This is a genomic window from Ekhidna algicida, assembly GCF_051379705.1.
Taxonomy (GTDB): Bacteria; Bacteroidota; Bacteroidia; order Cytophagales; family Cyclobacteriaceae; genus Ekhidna.
Genome location: NZ_CP179868.1, coordinates 2,481,454 through 2,501,809, shown reverse-complemented (window position 1 = coordinate 2,501,809; position 20,356 = coordinate 2,481,454). Strand labels below are relative to the sequence as shown.

The following is a 20,356-nucleotide window of genomic DNA, read 5'->3' as shown; positions in this document are numbered from 1 at the left end:
AAATCTTGCCTCTAAGCCTGATCTCATTACCTTTGCGCACTATTTTATTATGTGGTCAAAACTCGCTCATGCAATCCTCCGTTTTCGCGTCACCTTAATGGTCATCCTGGCCCTGGTGACTGTGTTTATGGGATACCAGTCTCAAAACATAAAATGGTCGTATGATCTGGCCAACATTGTCCCGGAAAGTGACCCTGACATGGTGTATTTCCGCCAGTTCAGACAAACCTTCGGAGAAGATGGTAATATTATGGCGCTTGGGATTCAGGACAGTAGCGTATATGAACTCGAAAACTTCAAAAAGTTTAGTGACCTTACCTTCGCTCTGGAGAGTAAAGAAGGTATTCGAAATGTGTTGGGATTACCCAATCTTCAAAAACTGGAAAAGAATAATCAAAAAAGAGCTTTTGAATTAAAGCCTGTTTTTGAGGAGATACCTGAGGATCAGGAAACATTAGATAGTCTCCTTGCTGGAGCAAAAAGCTTGAAATTCTACAGTGGTCAACTCATCAATGACTCGAATGGAGCAACACTCTTGCTAATCACTATTCAAAAGGACATACTTAATTCAAAAAATCGTGATCAGCTGGTCAGCTATATCATTGATCGAGGAAAACAGTTTGAAGAAGCATCCGGAATCGATGTTCATTTCGCCGGACTTCCTTATTCAAGATCCATTACTACAAGTAAGGTGAAAGCCGAGCTCAACATGTTTTTGGTACTGTCTCTGATTGTTACCGGGATCATTCTTTTCCTCTTTTTCAGATCTTTTAAAGCAGTATTTTTCCCTCTCATAATCATTGGAGTAGTTGTGATCTGGGTAATGGGAACACTTGCATTACTAGGATATAAAATCACCTTGCTTACCGGCCTCATCCCACCAATCATTGTTGTAATCGGTATTCCGAATAGTGTTTACATGCTCAATAGGTACCACCATGAATTCAGCGAGCATGGTGACCAAATGAAAGCTTTGAGGCGAATCATCAGGAAAATTGGTGTTGTTACCTTCATCACAAATCTGACAACTGCTGTCGGGTTCTTTGTTCTCGCAACCACTCAAATCAACGTGTTGGTAGAGTTTGGTATAGTGGCAGGTATCAACATTATGGCCACTTTCATTGTGAGTATCATCCTGATTCCAAGTGTTTTCTCGCTTTATAAGCCACCTTCCCAAAAGCACCTCAAGCACCTCAAGTTTAAGATGCTGGATTGGGTGATCAAGAAGATTGACATTGCCGTTCATAAAATGCGGCCGTTGATATTCATCCTCACTATCGCCGTGGTTGCCGTTTCAGCTGTAGGGCTGTTTAAGATCAAGGCTGTTTCATTCATGGTAGATGATATTCCTGAAAAGAGTCCTTTAAAGAAGGATCTGAGATTTTTCGAACAGAACTTTAGTGGAATTATGCCTCTTGAGATAATTATAGACACAGGTAACAAAAAAGGCGTTCAAAATCTAAGGAACCTCAGGAAGATCAACGAGTTTGAAGACTTCATCTCTTCAATTGATGGTATTTCTCAGCCAATATCTGTGGTCAGTTTTGCCAAAGCAGCCAGACAAGCATATTATAATCAACGTGAAGGATTTTATTCTCTTCCAACAAATCGCGATATGGCATTCATTATGCGTTACCTAAGCGAAGGAGAAACTGAAGACTTGTCTCAGTCATTTATTGACTCAACAGGCCAATACGTGAGAGTATCCCTAAAGATTGCAGATATTGGATCCAATAAACTCGATTCCTTGGTGAACGGTGTGATCGCTCCTCAAATAGATTCCATTTTCATGGATTCTAAAATGGATGTTAATGTAACAGGGACCACCTTGATGTTTATAAAAGGAAATAAATTCCTCATTGAGAATCTTCTTACATCTATGTTGATCGCATTTGTCATCATCGCGTTCATCATGGCGCTCCTATTTAGAAACTTGAAGATGATCATCATCTCGATTATCCCTAACATTATTCCATTACTAATCACAGCCGGAATTATGGGATTCTTTGGAATTCCACTCAAGCCAAGTACTGCATTGATATTCAGTATCGTTTTTGGGATTTCAGTGGACGACTCCATCCACTTCCTTGCAAAATATCGCCAAGAGCTTTTTGCCAAGAGGTTTGATGTCTCAAAAGCCATTAGCAAGAGTATTCGAGAAACAGGATCAAGTATGATCTATACCTCAATCATCCTGTTCTTTGGTTTTATCATTTTCGTGCTTTCAGAGTTTGGAGGAACCATCGCACTCGGAAAACTCACCTCTATCACTTTATTTTTTGCAATGATTACCAACGTAGTGGTGTTACCTGCATTAATACTACAATTTGATAGCGGAAAGCGTGACAAATCCAAACATGCGCTTATAGAAGACATACCTGAACTCGCCGAGGGTATTGACAATGATAAGAAACCGAAAAAGAAGAAAAAGTAGAACAATAAGAATTTTTACGGACAGTGAAATATCCTGAATATAAAAAAGTCAGCTATTCGGAAATTGCGAAAAGCATCCTGAAGTTTTGGGAAGAAAAAAGCATTTTCGATCAATCGGTAAGTACCCGTGAAGGCAAGGATACCTTCACGTTCTACGAAGGCCCACCCTCTGCCAATGGCACACCTGGCATCCATCACGTGATGGCTCGTACGGTTAAAGACATTTTCTGCCGATACAAAACCCTTCAAGGCTATCAAGTGAAAAGAAAAGGTGGGTGGGATACGCATGGCCTGCCTGTAGAGCTTCAGGTTGAAAAAGAGCTTGGAATTACCAAGGATGATATCGGAAAAAAAATCTCTGTAGAAGATTACAATGCCAAATGCCGCGCCGCGGTGATGAAATTCAAAAGTCAATGGGATGACCTGACACGCCAAATGGGCTACTGGGTAGATCTTGACAATCCATATGTCACTTTTGAGAAAGAATACATTGAGTCTGTTTGGAATTTGCTAAAGCGACTTTACGACAAAGACCTATTGTATAAAGGCTACACTGTTCAACCTTATTCTCCAGCAGCAGGCACAGGCCTTAGCTCACATGAGTTGAATCAGCCGGGCACGTATAGAGACGTGAAGGATACTTCAGTGATTGCTCAGTTCAAAGTGAAAAAGAATGATCGTTCTTCATTTCTTTTTGAAAATGATACTGAAGATGTCAGAATAATCGCTTGGACAACCACACCATGGACCTTGCCATCCAACTGTGCATTGGCTGTCGGTGAAAAAATCACCTACGTAAAGGTGTGCTCGTTTAACCAATATTCTCATGAGCCTGTATCGGTTATCCTTGCAAAAGACCTTGTAGGCAAATTCTTTTCAGAAAAAGCAAAGAATCTTTCGCTCGAAGATTATAAGCAAGGTGACAAATTAATTCCATTTGAGATCGTTCAGGAATTTAAGGGATCTGATATTCTAGAGGTCAAGTATGAGCAATTGATGTCATACGTCACCAATGATGAGTTAGAAGAAAAAGCCTTCAGAGTAATCCCGGGTGATTTCGTCTCTACTGAAGACGGTACAGGTGTTGTACACACCGCATCAGTTTTTGGTGCAGATGACTTTAGAGTAACTCAGCAAGCTGGCGTTCCATCTGTCATGATCAAAGACGAAAAGGGGCAGGATGTTCCTTTAGTTGATAAGCAAGGACGTTTCGTTGAAGAAGTAACCGATTTTGCCGGGAAATTTGTCAAGGAAGAATACTACAGTGATGAGGAAAGGAGCAATCCAGAATTCAAACCGACTGATGTTCTTATCGCCATAAAATTAAAAGAGGATAATAAAGCGTTTAAAGTAGAAAAGTACGTTCACTCCTATCCTCATTGCTGGAGAACTGACAAGCCGATACTATACTACCCATTAGATTCCTGGTTTATTAAAACCACAGCATTAAAGGATCGTCTGGTAGACCTCAACAAAACCATCAACTGGAAGCCTGAATCTACAGGAACCGGACGTTTTGGAAACTGGCTGGAAAACCTTGTGGATTGGAACTTGAGCCGATCCAGATTTTGGGGAACACCTTTACCTATTTGGGTGACAGAAGATCGCACGGAAATGAAGTGTATCGGTAGCATTGAAGAGCTTCAACAAGAAGTTCACAAAGCTGCTGAGGCAGGCTTTATGAGTGCGGATTTGCCTGATGACTTTGATCTTCACAGACCTTATGTAGACGATGTAATCCTTGTAAGTGATTCCGGACAAAAAATGATGCGTGAGTCAGACCTTATTGATGTTTGGTTTGATTCAGGTGCTATGCCGTACGCACAATGGCACTATCCATTCGAAAACGAAGACACATATAAGTCTAACTATCCTGCGGACTTTATTGCCGAAGGTGTAGATCAAACACGTGGTTGGTTCTTTACACTTCATGCGATCGCTGTACTGCTCAATGATAGCGTGGCTTACAAAAATGTAATTGCCAATGGTCTCGTACTGGATAAGAATGGCAATAAAATGTCCAAGCGACTGGGCAATGCCATCAATCCATTTGAGACACTGGATCAATATGGTGCGGATCCTACCCGCTGGTACATGATAGCCAATGCCAATCCTTGGGATAACCTAAAGTTTGATTTGGAAGGCGTGGCAGAAGTTCAACGCAAATTCTTTGGAACTCTCACCAATACCTATTCATTCTTTGCGCTATATGCGAATTTGGATGGCTTCCAGATGGATGAAATGAATGTGACTCCTGTTTCGGATCGTCCGAGGTTTGACCGATGGATTCTGTCCGAGCTACAGATTCTCATAAGAAACGTCACCTCATATTATGAAGACTATGAGCCAACCAAAGCCGCAAGAGCAATACAGGATTTTGTCAATGACCAATTGTCTAACTGGTACGTACGATTGTCACGTAAACGGTTTTGGAGAAGTGAGTTGAATGACGATAAGAAAGCAGCTTATGAAACACTCTATGAATGCCTGATGGTTTCTGCTCAACTTATGAGCCCGATAGCGCCGTTTTACTCAGAATGGCTATACAAAAACCTGACGGATGCAATTCGGGAATCAGCAGTAAAGAATGATACACCTCTGAAATATGAGTCGGTGCATTTGAGTCACCTAACAAAATACGACGAAAGCAAGGTGGATCATGAATTGACAGAAAGTATGCACTTTGCTCAAAACATTTCTTCGTTGGTGCATTCGTTGCGAAAGAAAGAAAAGATCAAAGTGAGACAGCCGCTTCAGAAGGTATTAATTCCCATACTTAAGCCAGAAGTAAGGAAGCGAATTGAGGCTGTTGAAGAATTGATAAAAACAGAGATCAATGTTAAAGAGGTTGAATACGTGGATGATGCGTCTGGTATTTTGGTGAAAACCATTAAACCTAATTTCAGAAAATTAGGTCAAGCCCATGGCCCTAAAATGAAAGCCATATCAGCCATCATAAATGCCTTTGGCAAAGATGATATTGCAACCATTGAAAGAGATAATTCATTTACAATCGATGTAGATGGGGAATCCATCGATCTAACATTGGAAGATGTAGAGATTACCTCACAGGATATTCCAGGATGGTTAGTTGCTTCTGAAGGCGGCCTGACTGTGGCACTTGACATCACGATTACCGATGAGCTGAAGAAAGAAGGACTGAGCCGGGATGTTGTGAATCGTATTCAAAACCTAAGAAAAGATAAAGGCCTGGAAGTTCAGGATAAAATTGCCGTGAAATATGCCACCTCAGATGACATGATGAGCAACGCGCTAGCCGATTTTGCTGATTATATAAAAACTGAGACTCAGGCTGTTTCTCTGGAAGCACAAGACTCGAGTGCCGGAGAGCAATTTGACATTGATGGAATTGGAATAAACGTACAAATAGAAGTAGCAAATTGATGAAGAATCAAGTCCTTAAATATTTCCTGATCAGCGTTTTGGTGATCATTTTGGACCAGGTAGTAAAGATGGTAGTATACTACAACATGGACATGGGCAGCAAAGGTCAGATCATGATCTTCGGCTCATGGTTCAAACTCCACTATTTGACCAACCCCGGGATGGCGTTCGGCATGAAGCTGGATTTCGAGTACGGCAAACTTATTCTGACAGTATTTAGGATAGGAGCCATGATTGCCATTGGATACTATCTCTATTCACTTATTACCAAGGAAGCTAACAAAGGTTTGATCATCTGTATCGCATTGATTCTAGGCGGAGCAATCGGAAACTTGGTAGACTCTATTTTTTATGGAGTATGGTTTGATAATGCGCCATATGATGCACCCAGCCGTTGGTTTCATGGTCAGGTGATTGACATGTTTTACATCGATATTTGGGAGGGTTATTTGCCCAACTGGCTTCCTCTACTGGGCGGTGATTATATGGCCCTTTGGCCTGTATTTAACATTGCCGACGCGGCAATATTTACTGCCATCTGTTTCATTATCGTTTTTCAAAAGCGCTACTTTAAAAAAGAAGAAACTGAAACGGTGGTCAACACTGAAGTGGAGCAAAACTTAAATGAATAAACCTTGAACCAAATCCACATTCTCAACGGTGACGCACTCAAGGAGCAATTTCCAAAAGATCTTATTCTGGGAGAAGTACGAGTTGCCAGAGAATGCCTGGTCGATGGTCCGGTTGATGCAAAAACTTTAGATGAGCTTATTGAGCTGAGAGCGGAGTTTATCAACGACTCTTTTGGTGAAAATTACGATAAAGCTGCCAACGAGATTAAAGCGATCAATTCAATTACTGAAGGAGAGGTTAACCTTTGGTTTGAAGAGGATCTCTTTTGTCAGGTCAATTTGTGGTTTATCTGCAGCCTCCTGTATCTGAAGAGGGTAAAGGTATTCCTGGTGATGCCGAAAGATTCTCTTAGATATGGTTTTGGAGGATTATCACAAGATCAGTTAGTTTCTACTTATAATAACAGACAAAATTTAACCCAGGTAAACGTTAATCAATTTGCATTGCTATGGTTTGCTTACCGAAACAATCATATCGAAAGACTTCTTAAACTTGGAGTGCAGATGCACACAGATTTTCCATTTGTCATGGAAGCAATAAGTGCACACTTCGATAGGCTTCCAAATGGCGAAAAGCCAAGCGTGCCAGAGCAGATCATTCGTGATATTATTAAGGAAAAATCTACACAGGATTTTGGAGTTGTATTTCGTGAATTCTGCAAAAGGGCACCCATTTTTGGTTTTGGAGATTTACAGATCAAAAGAATCTTTGATAAGGTGATCAACCAATAAGGCTATCCGCTCTCTGATTTGTCCGTATCATGGACAATGGTTTACATTTAAGTCGATTGAAATCTAAAATATGGATAAGCCCAAACTTAATTTGAGGCACCTTGCGATAGAGGCTGTCTTAATTGTTTTCACCGTCTCACTTGCCCTAGCTCTTTCAGAGTGGCGTCTACAAGTAAAAAAAGATCAGTTGGTCGAGCGAGTTAAAATTTCTTTGAAAAGTGAGACTGAAAAAAACATTGAGAAATTGAAGAAGGTAATTAGCTACCATGATAGTCTCTTAACCAACATAAGAAATGGAGAACACACAATGATTAGTACACCGCTTTCCGTACTCCCATTCAATCCACACATTGATAAAGAACTATCATCTTTCGTGAGGAGTCAAGTCTACTCCTCATCTTCCAACTATGTGGATCCTATAGAAATTATCCGAGATAATGAATCGAGATACCTCAGAATGGGCGATGCTTTGAGCACAATAGTTATCAAAAATGATAGCTTATTTGTCTATGGAGCAGGGAATATCGTGTTACGATCCGCAGAAATCAGTAATAACTCCTGGCAAATTGCCCAGGCCACAAATACGTTAATTGAATTGGATTATGATTTGATCAGCATACTGGGAAGAATAAACTCTCAGTTTGAAGACTATAAAAGCACAACAGACATGGCGCTTAAAATCTTATACAGTGATTCCGGGCAAATACAATCTGCTTTAGAAGATATGTTTTCAATGGAAAATCAGTTACTTGAAAGATATGAAAGCGTACTGCTTAAACTCAATGCGGAGCAGATTTAGTAATCCCTACTATGTGATTTTTCAAAATCCTATTTTACATTAGTCCAATGAACAATAAACCACGGGTTTTAAAAGCATTTGAAGCACTGGATCAGGAAATTCAAGAGCAAATAAAACTAGCTTACCCTGAAGGGTTTGAAGATTACCTTATCAAGTTTGTGAATAAAGATGGCATTTATCAAAGTGGACTACCTTTTGAAACAGAAGAAAAGTACTATCTGGTGAAAATGACGCGTGAAGAAGCGACTAATCTTATCGCAGACGATGACGATTATGATGATGATGGCAACCTTCGTGACGAGGTGAAGGAGGAATATGAAGATCGTCACTCAGATGATGAGGAAGACGATCTATAAGTATCGAAAATAAAAACTTGATGGGTTAGTAGGGTTCTACATGCAGTAGAATACAGAATCCGTCAATAAATAATTCAATTTAATTCGCTAATACTATTTGGCTTTACACTTTCAAACAACTCTGCCCCTGACCTCAATCCCGCTAAGAATACACGAAATCGATATTTCTTTTTTCTGATTATTGTAAAGGTTCGAATAATGGCCATGAAAATAACTTTGTTTATTTCATATACAATACGGTTAGTCACCAGACGTGAAATTGTGAAATAATAAATATTTTTTGAAAAGTGGAAAGCCTTTAGGTTCGTTGAAAAATCTAGAATTGGATGATACAGAAACTTTCTTTTGGAGTCCAAATCCAGAGAGTAGTCAAGATCATTAATCACACTATTGGTGACAACAAAAATTTCACCCCCCATCCTTTTAATATTATTGGTGAATTCAATATCATCAATATACATGAAATATTTTGACTCTGGAGGTGGTATAGCAAATAACGTTTTAGTTTTCACAAATAAGCCTCCATAAAAAGCAGCATTGCTTGGATAAAGAATTTTTTTCTTAAATTGTTTTGAATACAAAGGAGGATTAATTCTATTAAAAAATATTCTCAAAATTCTTTTGAAGTGAAAACACATAAAAGCGTTTTTACGTGGGAGCAAGTTCAATTCTTGGCTGCCGAAGAGATTTTTATATGCAAATTGAGATGTTCTAAAACATTGTAGAGCAACAGGATGTGTTTTCGAGCAAAAATTGTTATCATACCAAACTTTCAATAGTTGATATAAGGCATCTTTTTCAGGCAAATTATCATCATCTAGCAGCCAAGTGAACTTATTTTTAATTTCCTTGGCTTTGTCTAGCCCTATAGAGTATCCAGCCGCTGATCCTATATTTTTAGGGGTGTTTATTATGTGAAGATTTGGGTTTAAATCTTTAGTAGTTCTAAAAATTTGTCCATTCGAGACTACAACGATATCCATAACTTCCTTTAGGCCATTCAAATAGTCTAAAACCTCAAATATGAACTCTCTACCTCCATAGGTTAAGATCACGACCGTTATGTTATCTTTATGAGACAAAAGTGTTTTCCTTAATGGGTGTCAATTCGGTAATCTTTTTGCATGTTCCAAAGACAGGGGGAACAACAATAAATTTCATACTTAACCACATCTATAAAATGAAATTCTTATGGCTAAGGAATGATATTATCCTTAAACAATCAAATTCATCTTTAAATCCTATAGATATTTTCCGCCAGATTCCTCCAAAAAAAAGAGCAATATTCCAAGCGATTTCTGGCCACCAAATCAGCCCATTGGTAGACGAACTAGGTCCAAGTTTTAAAAAGATGTTACTAGTGAGAAAACCTCATGAGCAAGTCCCCTCTTTGTATTTTCATCATTTAAGAAACAAATCTAATTCTCCATCTAATAAAGAAATTAGTTCATATGTCAGTCTCAATGATTTTGTTCGAAGTGAATCTGATTATTATCCAAATCCTCAAGTACGGAGCTTATTCTTTAACGATCTGGAAATTTTAAAAAATCATGACTTGGCAAAAAAAGAAATTGTCAAACTTGTTACAACTAAAATTGATTTATGCGGTACGACAGATCAATTTGAAGATTTTCTAGCTATCGCCAGCGTCCAATTAAACTGGAAGCCATTTACATATCAAATTCTGAATCAGAAGCCTAAATCAGAGCACACAATCTCGAAGGATATAATACGAGAAATAAACAAGCGAAATACTTTGGATTTATTTCTGTACGAACAGGTAGTTGTTAAATTCAAGAGTTTGCTGGAAACTCATCATGGTAATAGAAATTTTTATGCCTCCAATACTCATTCTCCTTTTGATAGATTAATCAATAAGATTCAGCAGTATAGAGTAGCTTCAATGGCTAATTTAAAACTTAAGAAAGAAGCTCAATTTCAATCAGCTTTTTTGAAATATTTCAAAAAATAGAAATTAATAATGCCTTTTATGTAGCTGGTGTGTAGCCGATGCGTCCAAACATTTTCTTTCTTCCCTGTCAACCTCTTTAAAAAGAACAGAACAAATTTGACTAATTGATTAGCTAGGTGTCTTGCGCCATCCATGAACGTATTGTTTAAAATTCCTGATGAATAACCCGCCTGATACATAGCCATTGCCCTTTCTTTTTCATCAAGCGCATGATCATGCACGGCTCTTGCAAGGGGCTCGTACTTGCTTTGGACGCCCATTTTTTTCATTCGAACTCCGTATTCATAGTCATCAAAACAGGGATATGGTAGCTCTTCATTTATAGGTCCCAATTCATCTATCAAAGACTTCTTAATACTTGAATTTCCAAAATAAAAGTAAAAAGAATTAGTCGGGATGTCTTTGGTGAAATTTACACCTAGAAGGTGGCCACTTTCATCCAGCCACTTCGCAAAGTCTGATTTTTCTGTAATATATTTTGGAAAACTTGCAGGTCCATACACGACAATATCACAGCTCGTATCTATTGTATGAGCCTCATAGTGACTAAGTAACAAATGTTCTTCAGGAACGAAATCTTCAGCTAGAAATAAAATTATACTTCCCTCTGCCTCCTTAATGGCCAAATTAGCCATCTTAGACCTACTACTAAAATCAGTATAGATAGGTCTAGATTTAATTTTCGACTTTTCCAGATCTTTTGCTATTGTTTCATAAATATCTGATTCATTAGTAAGCGGAATTATCACTTCAAAATTTTCATTAGCTAGTGATTGACTAACTAAAGCTTCTACCATGCCTTTTGGAGTAAAGTCATGAAACAAATCTCTCATTATAATTACAGACAGTTTATTCATATTCCTCTGTTAAAATCTCCGGCTTCCCTTCCAAGGTTTTATGAACCGGACATCTATCGGCTATTTCAATGAGTCGCTTGCGCTGTTCGTCAGTTAAATCACCTGTGATTTTAATCTTCCGCTTGATCTGATCTATCTTTCCTTTCGAGCTTTCGCTATTCTCACCATCCACCTTATGGATTTTGTCATGTGTCAGTTTTACCTCTACCTCATCCAAAGGAATTTTTTTGTAATCCGCGTACATTCTAAGTGTCATCGCAGTGCAAGCGCCTAATCCTGAAAGTAAATAACCATAAGGTGTGGGTCCCTGGTCATCTCCTCCCACACTTGGTGGTTCGTCAGCAACCATCAGGTGACTACCTGCAATTACCTCAGTTGTATAGCCTTTATCACCAATACGTGTCCAAACTTCACCTTCCGGCGCCTCTTCTTGTTTGTTTATTTCTATATATCTGGAGGCCCAGTTTGCAATGATTGACCCGGCATATTTGGCATCCCCTTCTTTGGTCATAAGGTGATCAGCTCCGTCCAATGAAACGAAGCTCTTCGGATGCATAGCTTCCAAATAAATTTCCTGGGCATTATTGATACCTACAATGGTATCTTGAGGTGAGTGAATTACCAACAAGGATTTATTCAAATTCTTGATTACACTTTTCCCTTTTTTTGCTTCTAAATCATCCAAAAATTGCTTCTTCATTTTGAAGGTTCTACCTCCAATATTTACTTCCGCTTCTCCCTTTTTCTCAAGTTCATCTCTCCCATTGTCTAGTAGGTGACTGACATGATCCGGCGTAGAGGGTGCCCCAATTGTAGCTACGGCTCGTACCTTTTCAAGATCTCCGGAAACGTGTAAGACAGCAGCTCCTCCCAACGAATGGCCAACCATAATCTGAGGTGCTTCATAGTTATCTTCCAAAAACCGATATGCATCATGTAAATCCGAAAGATTTGATGAGAAATTAGTATCTGCAAAATCACCCTTACTTTGACCTAAGCCAGTGAAATCAAATCGAAGAATGGCCATACCTTGTTGAGAAAATGCCTGACTGATATGGTCGACAGACTTTAGGTTTTTTGAGCATGTAAAGCAATGGGCAAACAGTACGTAAGCTTTTGGTTTTCCGATCAATGGAAAATCTAATCGACCAGAAAGTTCATGTCCTTCTGCATTTTTGAAACTAACTTTTTTAAATCTCATGGGTTGATGTGTTTTTGATCTATCTTAAACACGGAAACATTCTGAAATAATTCCTGTCATTAAGCTAAATGATTTCTACCAAGTGATAAAAACCTTTACCATACTAATTTCATTGATTGTCTGCCAGACTTCTATTGCGCAGAAGCTTCACTATGATGTGGTAAAAGGAAGTAAAAAACTTGGAGACATGACGGTAAAGCGAATGATGTCTGAAAACCAGGTTAATTATGAAATAGAAAGCAAAGTCACCTTTAGGATTCTGTTTTCATTTACAGTGGACTATGAATCCACGAGTGAATATAAGTATGGTCAGCTGATAAAGGAATTTACTCACAATCAATTGAATGGATCTACTCAGAAGAAATCTACAATCTGGTTTGACGGTGAAAAATACACCCTTGATTTAAATGGCGCCAGAACAAAAATTAACGATCGAATTGAATATTCTGTAGCAGCAATCTACTTTGAAGAACCTTATGATGGTCAAGAAGTTTTTTCACCACAGTTTGGAGAAAATCTTGTATTTAGCAAGGTGGGCGAACATCAATATGAGATGGAATCTGCAGATGGCATCAACCTGTATACATATACCAATGGTATTTGTTCAGAAGTGAAGGTCAATCGGGATTTTGCCAAGTTCTATTTTCGAATGACCGAGGAATCATTGCGTGAAGTTCAATCCAAGAAGATTGTCGGTGGTTCTCCTGTTGTGGATTAAAAATCACTATTTTTCCATAAATTTTCCTAGCCATGATCACGTGTATTGCTATTGATGATGATCCCTTATTCTTGCAGATGATTTCTTCATATTTTGATAAATATGATAATATGGAGCTGATAAGTACACATCCCAACCCTGTGAATGGCATAATGCAGGTCGTAAAGAAAAAGCCAGATGTTTTACTAATCGATCTTGAAATGCCCTACCTCGATGGGTTTGAGACTTTGGACACCTTGGACAAAAAGCCAAAAATTGTAATGATTTCCGCTCATGTCAATCAACCTGCCAGGGAAAAGAAATTGAAAATTGATAAGTATATCAGAAAGGTAAGCTTAACTCAAGAACTCCTTCGAAAAGTAATAGAGGATGTAGTCACTGAATAGGTTTCACCAATTCCTTGTCGGGAACCTCGCTTTTATCAAACAGCGGGAGTTTCACTAAAAATGTGGTGCCTTCACCTTCGTTGCTCTTCGCAGATATTGAACCATTGTTCATGTCCATAAACTCCTTCACTAACTGCAAACCCAGGCCCAGACCTTTCTCCCCGGCAGTTCCATAAGTCGCTCCTTCTCCATCCAGATTAAACAACTTATCAAGTTTTGACTGAGGGATTCCGATACCAGAATCAGAAACCGAAATTTCAACCATCTCATTACCAATCTTTGCCTCCACTTCAATACTTCCACCTTCCGGTGTGAATTTGATCGCATTATTAATCAGATTTCTAAAAATGGTATGCACGCTATTTCGATCTACCCAAAGAAGGATTGGCTCAGAAATGTAGGATGATAATGACACCTGCTTGCCATTGGCCATATTCGAAAACATCCCATTTATTTCTGTGATCATCTCTGTAATATTTACTTTCTCAGGAACGTTGGGAAAGTGTCCCTGCTGCTGCATAGCCCAGTTCAGCAACTGATCAAGTAGATTGGAAAGTCTCTCTACAGATGTCTCCATGTGATCAGCCATCTCCAAAAGTTGATCATTGTTTTTTTCTTTTACGAAGTGCCTGATAAGGCCACTCACCCCAAAGAGTGAACTGACAGGGCCTCTGAGATCATGTGATATAATAGAAAAGAATTTATCCTTGGTTTCGTTGAGCCTTTCCAAAGCCACTTTTTGACGTTTAAGAACTCGGTTCACTCGTATTTTAGATCGGTAGTAAACGAAAATTACAATGACTAGTATCGCGAACGCAAATACAACAACAGTCGCCGTTACAATAACGGCTTGTTGATTCTTCTTTTGAACTCTTAGTAGTTCAACCTCGGACTGCTTTTGCGCTAACTCAAAGGCCGATCTTTGCTTAGCCATTTGCCTAATTACATTTTTATTCTCTATCGAATCTGCTAACTCCGAGTATATCAAATGATAGTCCAGTGCTTCTTTAAATTCTTCTTTTGATGCATTGATACGGTAGAGTAATAAATTCAGATCTCTATTGAGTTCTGTCAAGCCATAGGTTTGAGCTAAAGTGAGCGCTTCGGTGGCACTTTCTTCTGCCTTATCGATCTTTCCAATTTCAAATTCTACCTCTCCCAAAAATTTTAAAAAATCAGCAACAGCATAGTAGTCTTCTATTGATCTTAGATTTTCAATGCTTTCGTTCAGCGCCTCTACTGCTTGCGTTTTCATTCCAAGGGCTGCTTGCGTTATTGCCATGTTTCCACGAATATATGCAAGTAGAGATTTTCGTCTGTTTGTGGTCAATTCAGAAAAAGTGGAGACTAAGCGCTCTGCCTCTCTGCCGTACATGATTGAAGCATCAAACTCACCGAGTGTATAATAATCATACCCCGTATTGAGCAAGGCAATCGAAAGGTTCAATGTATCCTTCCTATTTCTAAAAATATCGATGGTTCTGTCGGAAAATTGAACCGAAGCTTTAATGTCTCCCTGGCTTGCATACGTGGCTGCAATTTCTCCCAGGGATGAACCGATTAATGTTTCATCGTTATTACTTTCTGCAATTTCCAGCGATGCTAATAAATGGGTGAGGCTTTGAGCTAAATCACCCATGAATCGATAACCTACACCTAGTTGCAGCTCCGCTGAATGTTCGAAAAAATAGGAATTGTTCTTTCTTGCCAGTTCGAGCAGCTCATTTGCATAGACAATTTTTTGATTGGTTTCCGGTTCTTCGGCAGTTATTGAGCGTAATAATGTTAGCCTTTCTTGCTTATCATTACTTGAATTATAACGGCTTAGCAAGCTATCCAAAAGAACTGTCTGGCTCAGACTTGAAAAAGGAATCAAAGCCAATAATAGAATAAAACCTCTCGTGAAAAAGATGGCGTACTTCTTCATTAGCTACAAGGTAGCTTTTAATTTTTGAAAAAGGAATCTACAAATTCAGTCTTATTAAATACCTGCAGGTCTTCCACTTTTTCTCCCACACCTATGTATTTGACCGGAATTTTGAACTGGTCAGAAATTCCAATGACCACCCCACCTTTTGCTGTTCCGTCCAGTTTGGTAATTGCAAGAGATGTGACATCCGTTGCCTTTGTAAACTCTTTTGCCTGAATAAATGCATTCTGTCCTGTGCTACCATCCAATACCAACATCACATCGTGAGGCGCCTCGGGTATAAATTTCTGAACTACATTCTTGATTTTAGAAAGCTCATTCATCAGGTTTACCTTGGTATGGAGTCTTCCTGCGGTATCTATAATCACCACGTCTGCGTTCTCTTCTTTTCCTCGTTTGGCTGCTTCAAAAGCTACTGCCGCAGGATCGGTATTCATTCCTTTAGAAACTACAGGTACACCAACACGATCGCCCCACATAATCAATTGATCAACTGCTGCTGCTCTAAAAGTATCAGCTGCTCCAAGAATAACATTTTTTCCCAGTGCCTTAAATTGAGAGGCTAGCTTTCCAATGGTAGTTGTTTTCCCGACACCGTTGACCCCTACGACGAGTATCACATACGGCCCGTCAATTTGAGGAATGTCGAAATCAACTAGGTCTTTGGTATTGTTTTCTGAAAGCAGGCCTGCTATTTCCTCACGAAGTATCCGATTGAGCTCAGAAGTATTTAAGTACTTGTCTTTCGCTACTCGTTCTTCTATCCGATCAATGATCTTGACGGTAGTTTCTACGCCAACATCTGAAGTGATGAGTACCTCTTCCAATTCGTCTAATACGTCAGCATCTACAGTAGATTTTCCAACTACTGCTTTATTCAGCTTGGTGAAAAAGTTCTGTTTCGACTTTTCGAGTCCTTTGTCAAGAGACTCTTTTTTGTCTTTAGAAAAAAAGCTTTTTAGACCCATTGGTTTTACTGGATTAGGTGATATTGGTGAATATAAAAAAAGCCACTCTGACTTATACGTCGGAGCGGCTTCCTTCTTTTAGGATTTAATTTCTTACTTCGCTAGCGTATCTTTTACGTCACCCTCGAGAACCATTTCTTCTCTGTACGTATAAGATCCGTTATCGCCTTTGATCGCTTTGATCACTTTGGCATATTTCGCTCCACCTGGTTGCTTAAGAGTTGCTACTACTTTCTTTGCCATGGTTACTTAATTTCTTTGTGTACTGTATACTTTCTCATGATCGAGTTATATTTCTTCAACTCAATTCGATCAGGAGTGTTTTTTCTGTTCTTGGTAGTGATGTACCGGCTCGTGCCCGGAAGACCACTGGTTTTGTGCTCTGTGCACTCAAGAATTACTTGGACTCTATTTCCTTTCTTCGCCATTTTATTTTGTCTTTTCCAAAAAACGCCTTCGCAAATGCTTCGGCTTTTAAAAAGGAGTGCAAATGTAGTAGAATTAGTTGATTTTAAAAACGTTAGTTCAGCTATTTTTAACTAATTCTAAAGGATTCATTATTTGTCTTCTCCGAGCTCTGGTAATACAAATGCGTCTAATGGACTTGGCTCTTTCATCAGCTCCTCTATTTCCTCGCTTTTTCGAGGCGCCAGATCAGATAAAAGCTCGTTTCCATCTTCTGTGATTAGAATGCAGTCCTCGATTCGAACTGCAATTCCCCACCACTTTTCATCGCATTTTGCACCTTCTGGAATATATATTCCAGGCTCGATTGTGATAGCCATTCCCGGCTCCAGATATTCATAATTTCCCTTATCATGTACATCCAATCCGATGTGATGACCCAGTCCATGTGGATAATATAAGTGACGCTCATCTGCACTTTCGATAATGCCTAATTCCACTAAGCCTTCGTTGATGATTTTTCGCGCAATTGCAGCATCCAAATCTCTTCCGATATTCAAGCCTGGCTTTGCAGCTTTGATTGCTTCATTCTGAGCTTTATAAACCAAATCATAAATTGCTTTTTCTTCTTCAGAAAAGGATCCATCAACAGGAATCGTTCTTGTTACATCTGCTGTATAACCATGGTATTCGGCACCCAAATCCATAAGGATCATTTTGTCACTGCTGATCTCAGGTTTATAATTTTCTATGTAATGAAGAATACACCCGTTGTTTCCTTCCCCCACAATTGACGGATATCCTTCATACTCTGCTTGATACTTTTTGAAAATGAACTCATGAATACCCTGAACTTCACGCTCGCTCATTCCCGGCTTCATGGCCTTCATCACTTCTGCTTGTGCTATGCAGGAAATATCAACAGCTTTTCTAAGTAACTCGATCTCATCCTCTGTTTTTATACCTCTCAAATCCGTCATGATCTGATCCAGCGTTTCCATGTCCAGATTATTGGCAGCTGACTCTATAGTTAAGTCTCCTTCTGTTGGGTATCCTGATTTACTTTTAAATGAAACAATCAAATCATAGAGATCTCCTTCAGCTCTTGTGTCGCGAACATCATTAAAAAAGTCGTAGAATAGCACCTTATCAAACTTTGAAAAATCAATATTATAAGCTTCAAAGTCGGTGTTATTGAAAACCTGATTAAAGGCTAGCTTTTCTTTAACTCCCCCAATTCCCATTCTTCTTCCTGTCCACATCTCAGCCATGGCATTACGTGGTTGGATGAAAATAATCTCTTTGTAGCTGCCTTCAGGGCCTTCTTGCTCTTCTTTAAAAATCATCAGAACTGCATGCGGTTCTCTGTATCCGGTTAGGTAAAAAAAGTTAGGGTCTTGATGATATATAAAATCAACATCATTGGCTCTATTCCTCACAGGATTTGCAAAAAATACAGCGACTGAATTATCTGGCATCTTTTCTCTAACTAATGCTCTCCGTTCAATGTGAAATTCAGTTTTTAGAAAATCATCGGGCTCGTTTTGAGCAAGTGTTCCAATCGATACAGCAATTAGAATCAGGGTGAGAATTTTTTTCATCTTAATTATTTTTTTGGAACATTAAATATAATACGCTTGGATATCACACATTCCAATCCAATCCAACACTGGCAGAAATACTGGATAAAAGGCATAAAAAAACCCTGACGTAACGCCAGGGTTTCAATTTCTTTAAAAGAATCAATTATTTGATCACCATTCCGTTTGCTCTAGCTTTCTTAAGCACAGAAGTGATTCCGTTTTTATTGATTGTTCTCAGCACCGAAGTAGACACTTTCAAAGTAATCCACTTATCCTCTTCAGGAATGTAGAATCGCTTCTTCTGAAGATTCGGATTGAATCTTCTTTTGGTCTTATTATTAGCGTGAGAAACGTTGTTTCCTACTTGTGGTCTTTTACCGGTTATATCGCAAACTTTTGACATCTTTCTATCCCGTTTTCAAAAATGGAGTGCAAATATCGGGATTTCAATTCAATATGCAAACTATTGTCTGACATTTTGATGATTATATGGACAATGTAAACAGCCACTTCCACAGCAGTAGCCTCTTTTCAGGTGAAACTTCTCCGTAAACACCATAAGTCCCTGTTCATTTATATAATAATCTTCCGATTCTGTGTCCTGTTTCAATTGCGCCTCCGCAGTTAAATTGTTAATCTTGCAAATAGATTATAAACGGCAAAACTATGTTAGAAAATAAGACAATGACGAGCGAAGATTTAATAAAACTGGAAGATAAGCATGGAGCCCATAATTACCACCCACTTCCTGTGGTGTTGGCAAAAGGTGATGGCGTACATGTTTGGGATGTAGAAGGAAGGCAGTATTATGATTTTCTATCTGCGTATTCTGCCGTTAATCAAGGTCACTGCCACCCTGCAATTGTGGGTGCAATGACCAAACAAGCGGAGACGCTTACGTTAACCTCGCGCGCTTTCTATAACGATGTTCTTGGCCCTTACGAAAAATTTATTACTGAGTATTTCGGTTTTGACAAAGTGCTCCCAATGAATACTGGAGCGGAAGCGGTGGAAACCGCAATTAAGCTTTGTAGAAAATGGGCATATGAGAAAAAAGGAATAGATGAGAACAAAGCGCAGATTGTTGTTTGTGACAATAATTTCCATGGTAGAACCACAACAATCGTCTCTTTCTCAAACGACCCGGTAGCAAACAAAAACTTTGGTCCATTTACACCGGGTTTCATTCGAATCCCTTACAATGATCTCACTGAACTGGAACGCACGCTTCAAGGAGAGAATATTGCCGGATTTTTGGTTGAGCCAATTCAAGGAGAGGCTGGAGTAATGGTTCCGGATGAAGGATACATTAAAAGAGCAAAAGAACTTTGCCAGGAAAATGGAGTTCTTTTCATCGCAGACGAAGTGCAGACCGGGATCGGCCGAACAGGGGCTCTTCTTCGAGTGTGCGGCGACTGCTCATGCGAGGGACATTGTGAAAAACAAGACACCTATACAGAGCCTGACATTTTGATCCTCGGAAAAGCTTTGTCTGGTGGCGCGTACCCGGTTTCTGCAGTACTTGCCAATGATACAGTTATGGAAGTAATCCAGCCGGGACAGCATGGCTCTACTTTTGGCGGCAACCCTGTAGCGGGAGCTGTTGGAGTTGCAGCTATGAATGTAATTCGAGATGAGAAACTCACACAGAATGCCAGAAAGCTAGGCGAGATATTCAGAGATCGAATGAACAATATGATTGAGAAATCAAATCTTGTGAACCTTGTTCGAGGTAGAGGTCTACTAAACGCAATTGTAATTAATGACTCTGAAGATAGTTCCACAGCATGGGACATCTGTGTTAGATTAAAGGACAATGGGTTACTTGCTAAGCCAACACATGGAAATATTATCAGGTTTGCTCCTCCTTTGGTGATGACCGAAGAGCAGCTCCATGAATGTTGCGACATCATCGAAAAAACTGTCGCAGAATTCGAAAAGTAGGTACTGCTAAGCATCTACCATTCATAAAGTTCTCT

General features: G+C 39.2%; 20 protein-coding genes. 10 read left to right on the top strand and 10 right to left on the bottom strand.

The features are described 5' to 3' along the window. The first annotated feature begins 49 nt into the window (after positions 1–49). The 6 genes from ACL8WY_RS10930 (at position 50) to ACL8WY_RS10905 (ending at position 8,357) form a co-directional block, all read left to right on the top strand. On the top strand, positions 50–2,434 hold the full coding sequence (locus tag ACL8WY_RS10930; protein ID WP_436514769.1) for an efflux RND transporter permease subunit: 2,385 nt from the start codon (positions 50–52) through the stop codon (positions 2,432–2,434). 23 nt (positions 2,435–2,457) lie between these two features. Further along, positions 2,458–5,838 (top strand): isoleucine--tRNA ligase, encoded by a 3,381-nt coding sequence (gene ileS / locus ACL8WY_RS10925; RefSeq protein ID WP_436514768.1) that lies wholly within the window; start codon positions 2,458–2,460, stop codon positions 5,836–5,838. Beyond that, positions 5,838–6,470, top strand: coding sequence for a lipoprotein signal peptidase (locus tag ACL8WY_RS10920; protein WP_436514767.1), 633 nt, complete (start codon positions 5,838–5,840; stop codon positions 6,468–6,470). The genes ileS and ACL8WY_RS10920 overlap by 1 nt, the downstream gene beginning before the upstream one ends. 3 nt (positions 6,471–6,473) lie before the next feature. Next, positions 6,474–7,202 (top strand): DUF1835 domain-containing protein, encoded by a 729-nt coding sequence (locus ACL8WY_RS10915; protein WP_436514766.1) that lies wholly within the window; start codon positions 6,474–6,476, stop codon positions 7,200–7,202. 70 nt (positions 7,203–7,272) lie between these two features. Further along, a complete protein-coding gene (locus ACL8WY_RS10910) occupies positions 7,273–8,001 on the top strand; it encodes a hypothetical protein (RefSeq protein WP_436514765.1) in 729 nt (242 codons plus the stop codon). A 47-nt stretch (positions 8,002–8,048) separates the two neighbouring features. Beyond that, positions 8,049–8,357, top strand: coding sequence for a hypothetical protein (locus tag ACL8WY_RS10905; protein ID WP_436514764.1), 309 nt, complete (start codon positions 8,049–8,051; stop codon positions 8,355–8,357). A 74-nt stretch (positions 8,358–8,431) separates the two neighbouring features. Here the strand turns inward: ACL8WY_RS10905 and ACL8WY_RS10900 are convergent, their stop codons facing one another. Then, positions 8,432–9,412 (bottom strand): glycosyltransferase family 2 protein, encoded by a 981-nt coding sequence (locus tag ACL8WY_RS10900; protein WP_436514763.1) that lies wholly within the window; start codon positions 9,410–9,412, stop codon positions 8,432–8,434. Between the two features lie 125 nt (positions 9,413–9,537). Here ACL8WY_RS10900 and ACL8WY_RS10895 point away from each other — a divergent pair, with 125 nt between their 5' ends. Further along, entirely contained in the window at positions 9,538–10,329 is a 792-nt protein-coding gene (locus tag ACL8WY_RS10895; RefSeq protein WP_436514761.1) for a hypothetical protein, read from the top strand. Here the strand turns inward: ACL8WY_RS10895 and ACL8WY_RS10890 are convergent. Continuing rightward, entirely contained in the window at positions 10,296–11,186 is an 891-nt protein-coding gene (locus tag ACL8WY_RS10890; RefSeq protein ID WP_436514760.1) for a glycosyltransferase family 2 protein, read from the bottom strand. The two genes, ACL8WY_RS10895 and ACL8WY_RS10890, sit on opposite strands and share 34 nt — an antisense overlap. Continuing rightward, positions 11,179–12,387, bottom strand: a complete 1,209-nt coding sequence (locus ACL8WY_RS10885) for a bifunctional alpha/beta hydrolase/OsmC family protein (RefSeq protein ID WP_436514759.1) — start codon at positions 12,385–12,387, stop codon at positions 11,179–11,181. Before ACL8WY_RS10885 ends, ACL8WY_RS10890 begins: the two co-directional genes overlap by 8 nt. A gap of 82 nt (positions 12,388–12,469) precedes the next feature. On the opposite strand from ACL8WY_RS10885, the gene ACL8WY_RS10880 reads away from it, so the two are divergent. Both ACL8WY_RS10880 and ACL8WY_RS10875 read left to right on the top strand, forming a co-directional pair. After that, positions 12,470–13,105: a DUF6134 family protein gene (locus tag ACL8WY_RS10880; protein WP_436514758.1), complete on the top strand. Its 636-nt coding sequence runs from the start codon at positions 12,470–12,472 to the stop codon at positions 13,103–13,105. A gap of 32 nt (positions 13,106–13,137) precedes the next feature. After that, complete coding sequence (locus tag ACL8WY_RS10875) at positions 13,138–13,491, top strand: LytR/AlgR family response regulator transcription factor (protein WP_436514757.1); 354 nt, start codon at positions 13,138–13,140, stop codon at positions 13,489–13,491. Here the strand turns inward: ACL8WY_RS10875 and ACL8WY_RS10870 are convergent. The 7 genes from ACL8WY_RS10870 to ACL8WY_RS10840 all read right to left on the bottom strand — a co-directional run bounded on the left by ACL8WY_RS10870 (position 13,481) and on the right by ACL8WY_RS10840 (position 18,936). Further along, positions 13,481–15,418, bottom strand: a complete 1,938-nt coding sequence (locus tag ACL8WY_RS10870) for a tetratricopeptide repeat-containing sensor histidine kinase (protein WP_436514756.1) — start codon at positions 15,416–15,418, stop codon at positions 13,481–13,483. The two genes, ACL8WY_RS10875 and ACL8WY_RS10870, sit on opposite strands and share 11 nt — an antisense overlap. Before the next feature lie 17 nt (positions 15,419–15,435). Further along, complete coding sequence (gene ftsY / locus ACL8WY_RS10865) at positions 15,436–16,389, bottom strand: signal recognition particle-docking protein FtsY (RefSeq protein WP_436514755.1); 954 nt, start codon at positions 16,387–16,389, stop codon at positions 15,436–15,438. Positions 16,390–16,482: 93 nt separating this feature from the next. After that, positions 16,483–16,632 carry a DUF4295 family protein gene (locus ACL8WY_RS10860; protein WP_089355257.1) on the bottom strand — a complete coding sequence of 50 codons (150 nt, stop codon included), beginning with the start codon at positions 16,630–16,632 and terminating at the stop codon, positions 16,483–16,485. Positions 16,633–16,634: 2 nt separating this feature from the next. Then, positions 16,635–16,817: a 50S ribosomal protein L33 gene (rpmG, locus tag ACL8WY_RS10855; RefSeq protein WP_436514754.1), complete on the bottom strand. Its 183-nt coding sequence runs from the start codon at positions 16,815–16,817 to the stop codon at positions 16,635–16,637. Between the two features lie 129 nt (positions 16,818–16,946). Beyond that, positions 16,947–18,395, bottom strand: a complete 1,449-nt coding sequence (locus ACL8WY_RS10850) for an aminopeptidase P N-terminal domain-containing protein (RefSeq protein WP_436514753.1) — start codon at positions 18,393–18,395, stop codon at positions 16,947–16,949. Between the two features lie 145 nt (positions 18,396–18,540). Further along, positions 18,541–18,780, bottom strand: a complete 240-nt coding sequence (gene rpmB, locus ACL8WY_RS10845; protein WP_436514752.1) for a 50S ribosomal protein L28 — start codon at positions 18,778–18,780, stop codon at positions 18,541–18,543. 60 nt (positions 18,781–18,840) lie between these two features. Beyond that, on the bottom strand, positions 18,841–18,936 hold the full coding sequence (locus ACL8WY_RS10840) for a DUF5522 domain-containing protein (protein WP_436518056.1): 96 nt from the start codon (positions 18,934–18,936) through the stop codon (positions 18,841–18,843). Positions 18,937–19,043: 107 nt separating this feature from the next. On the opposite strand from ACL8WY_RS10840, the gene rocD reads away from it, so the two are divergent. Beyond that, positions 19,044–20,321, top strand: coding sequence for an ornithine--oxo-acid transaminase (gene rocD / locus ACL8WY_RS10835; protein WP_436514750.1), 1,278 nt, complete (start codon positions 19,044–19,046; stop codon positions 20,319–20,321). Positions 20,322–20,356: the final 35 nt, after the last annotated feature.

Excerpts from the sequence above, each read along its gene's own strand:
- ACL8WY_RS10895 (WP_436514761.1), top strand. The coding sequence starts at position 9,538 with ATGAAATTCTTATGGCTAAGGAATGATATTATCCTTAAACAATCAAAT.
- ACL8WY_RS10875 (WP_436514757.1), top strand. The coding sequence starts at position 13,138 with ATGATCACGTGTATTGCTATTGATGATGATCCCTTATTCTTGCAGATG.
- ACL8WY_RS10905 (WP_436514764.1), top strand. The coding sequence starts at position 8,049 with ATGAACAATAAACCACGGGTTTTAAAAGCATTTGAAGCACTGGATCAG.
- rocD (WP_436514750.1), top strand. The coding sequence starts at position 19,044 with ATGTTAGAAAATAAGACAATGACGAGCGAAGATTTAATAAAACTGGAA.
- ACL8WY_RS10920 (WP_436514767.1), top strand. The coding sequence starts at position 5,838 with ATGAAGAATCAAGTCCTTAAATATTTCCTGATCAGCGTTTTGGTGATC.
- ACL8WY_RS10850 (WP_436514753.1), bottom strand. The coding sequence starts at position 18,395 with ATGAAAAAAATTCTCACCCTGATTCTAATTGCTGTATCGATTGGAACA.
- ftsY (WP_436514755.1), bottom strand. The coding sequence starts at position 16,389 with ATGGGTCTAAAAAGCTTTTTTTCTAAAGACAAAAAAGAGTCTCTTGAC.
- ACL8WY_RS10910 (WP_436514765.1), top strand. The coding sequence starts at position 7,273 with ATGGATAAGCCCAAACTTAATTTGAGGCACCTTGCGATAGAGGCTGTC.
- ACL8WY_RS10885 (WP_436514759.1), bottom strand. The coding sequence starts at position 12,387 with ATGAGATTTAAAAAAGTTAGTTTCAAAAATGCAGAAGGACATGAACTT.
- ACL8WY_RS10890 (WP_436514760.1), bottom strand. The coding sequence starts at position 11,186 with ATGAATAAACTGTCTGTAATTATAATGAGAGATTTGTTTCATGACTTT.
- ACL8WY_RS10870 (WP_436514756.1), bottom strand. The coding sequence starts at position 15,418 with ATGAAGAAGTACGCCATCTTTTTCACGAGAGGTTTTATTCTATTATTG.
- ACL8WY_RS10930 (WP_436514769.1), top strand. The coding sequence starts at position 50 with ATGTGGTCAAAACTCGCTCATGCAATCCTCCGTTTTCGCGTCACCTTA.
- rpmB (WP_436514752.1), bottom strand. The coding sequence starts at position 18,780 with ATGTCAAAAGTTTGCGATATAACCGGTAAAAGACCACAAGTAGGAAAC.
- rpmG (WP_436514754.1), bottom strand. The coding sequence starts at position 16,817 with ATGGCGAAGAAAGGAAATAGAGTCCAAGTAATTCTTGAGTGCACAGAG.
- ACL8WY_RS10840 (WP_436518056.1), bottom strand. The coding sequence starts at position 18,936 with ATGGTGTTTACGGAGAAGTTTCACCTGAAAAGAGGCTACTGCTGTGGA.
- ACL8WY_RS10860 (WP_089355257.1), bottom strand. The coding sequence starts at position 16,632 with ATGGCAAAGAAAGTAGTAGCAACTCTTAAGCAACCAGGTGGAGCGAAA.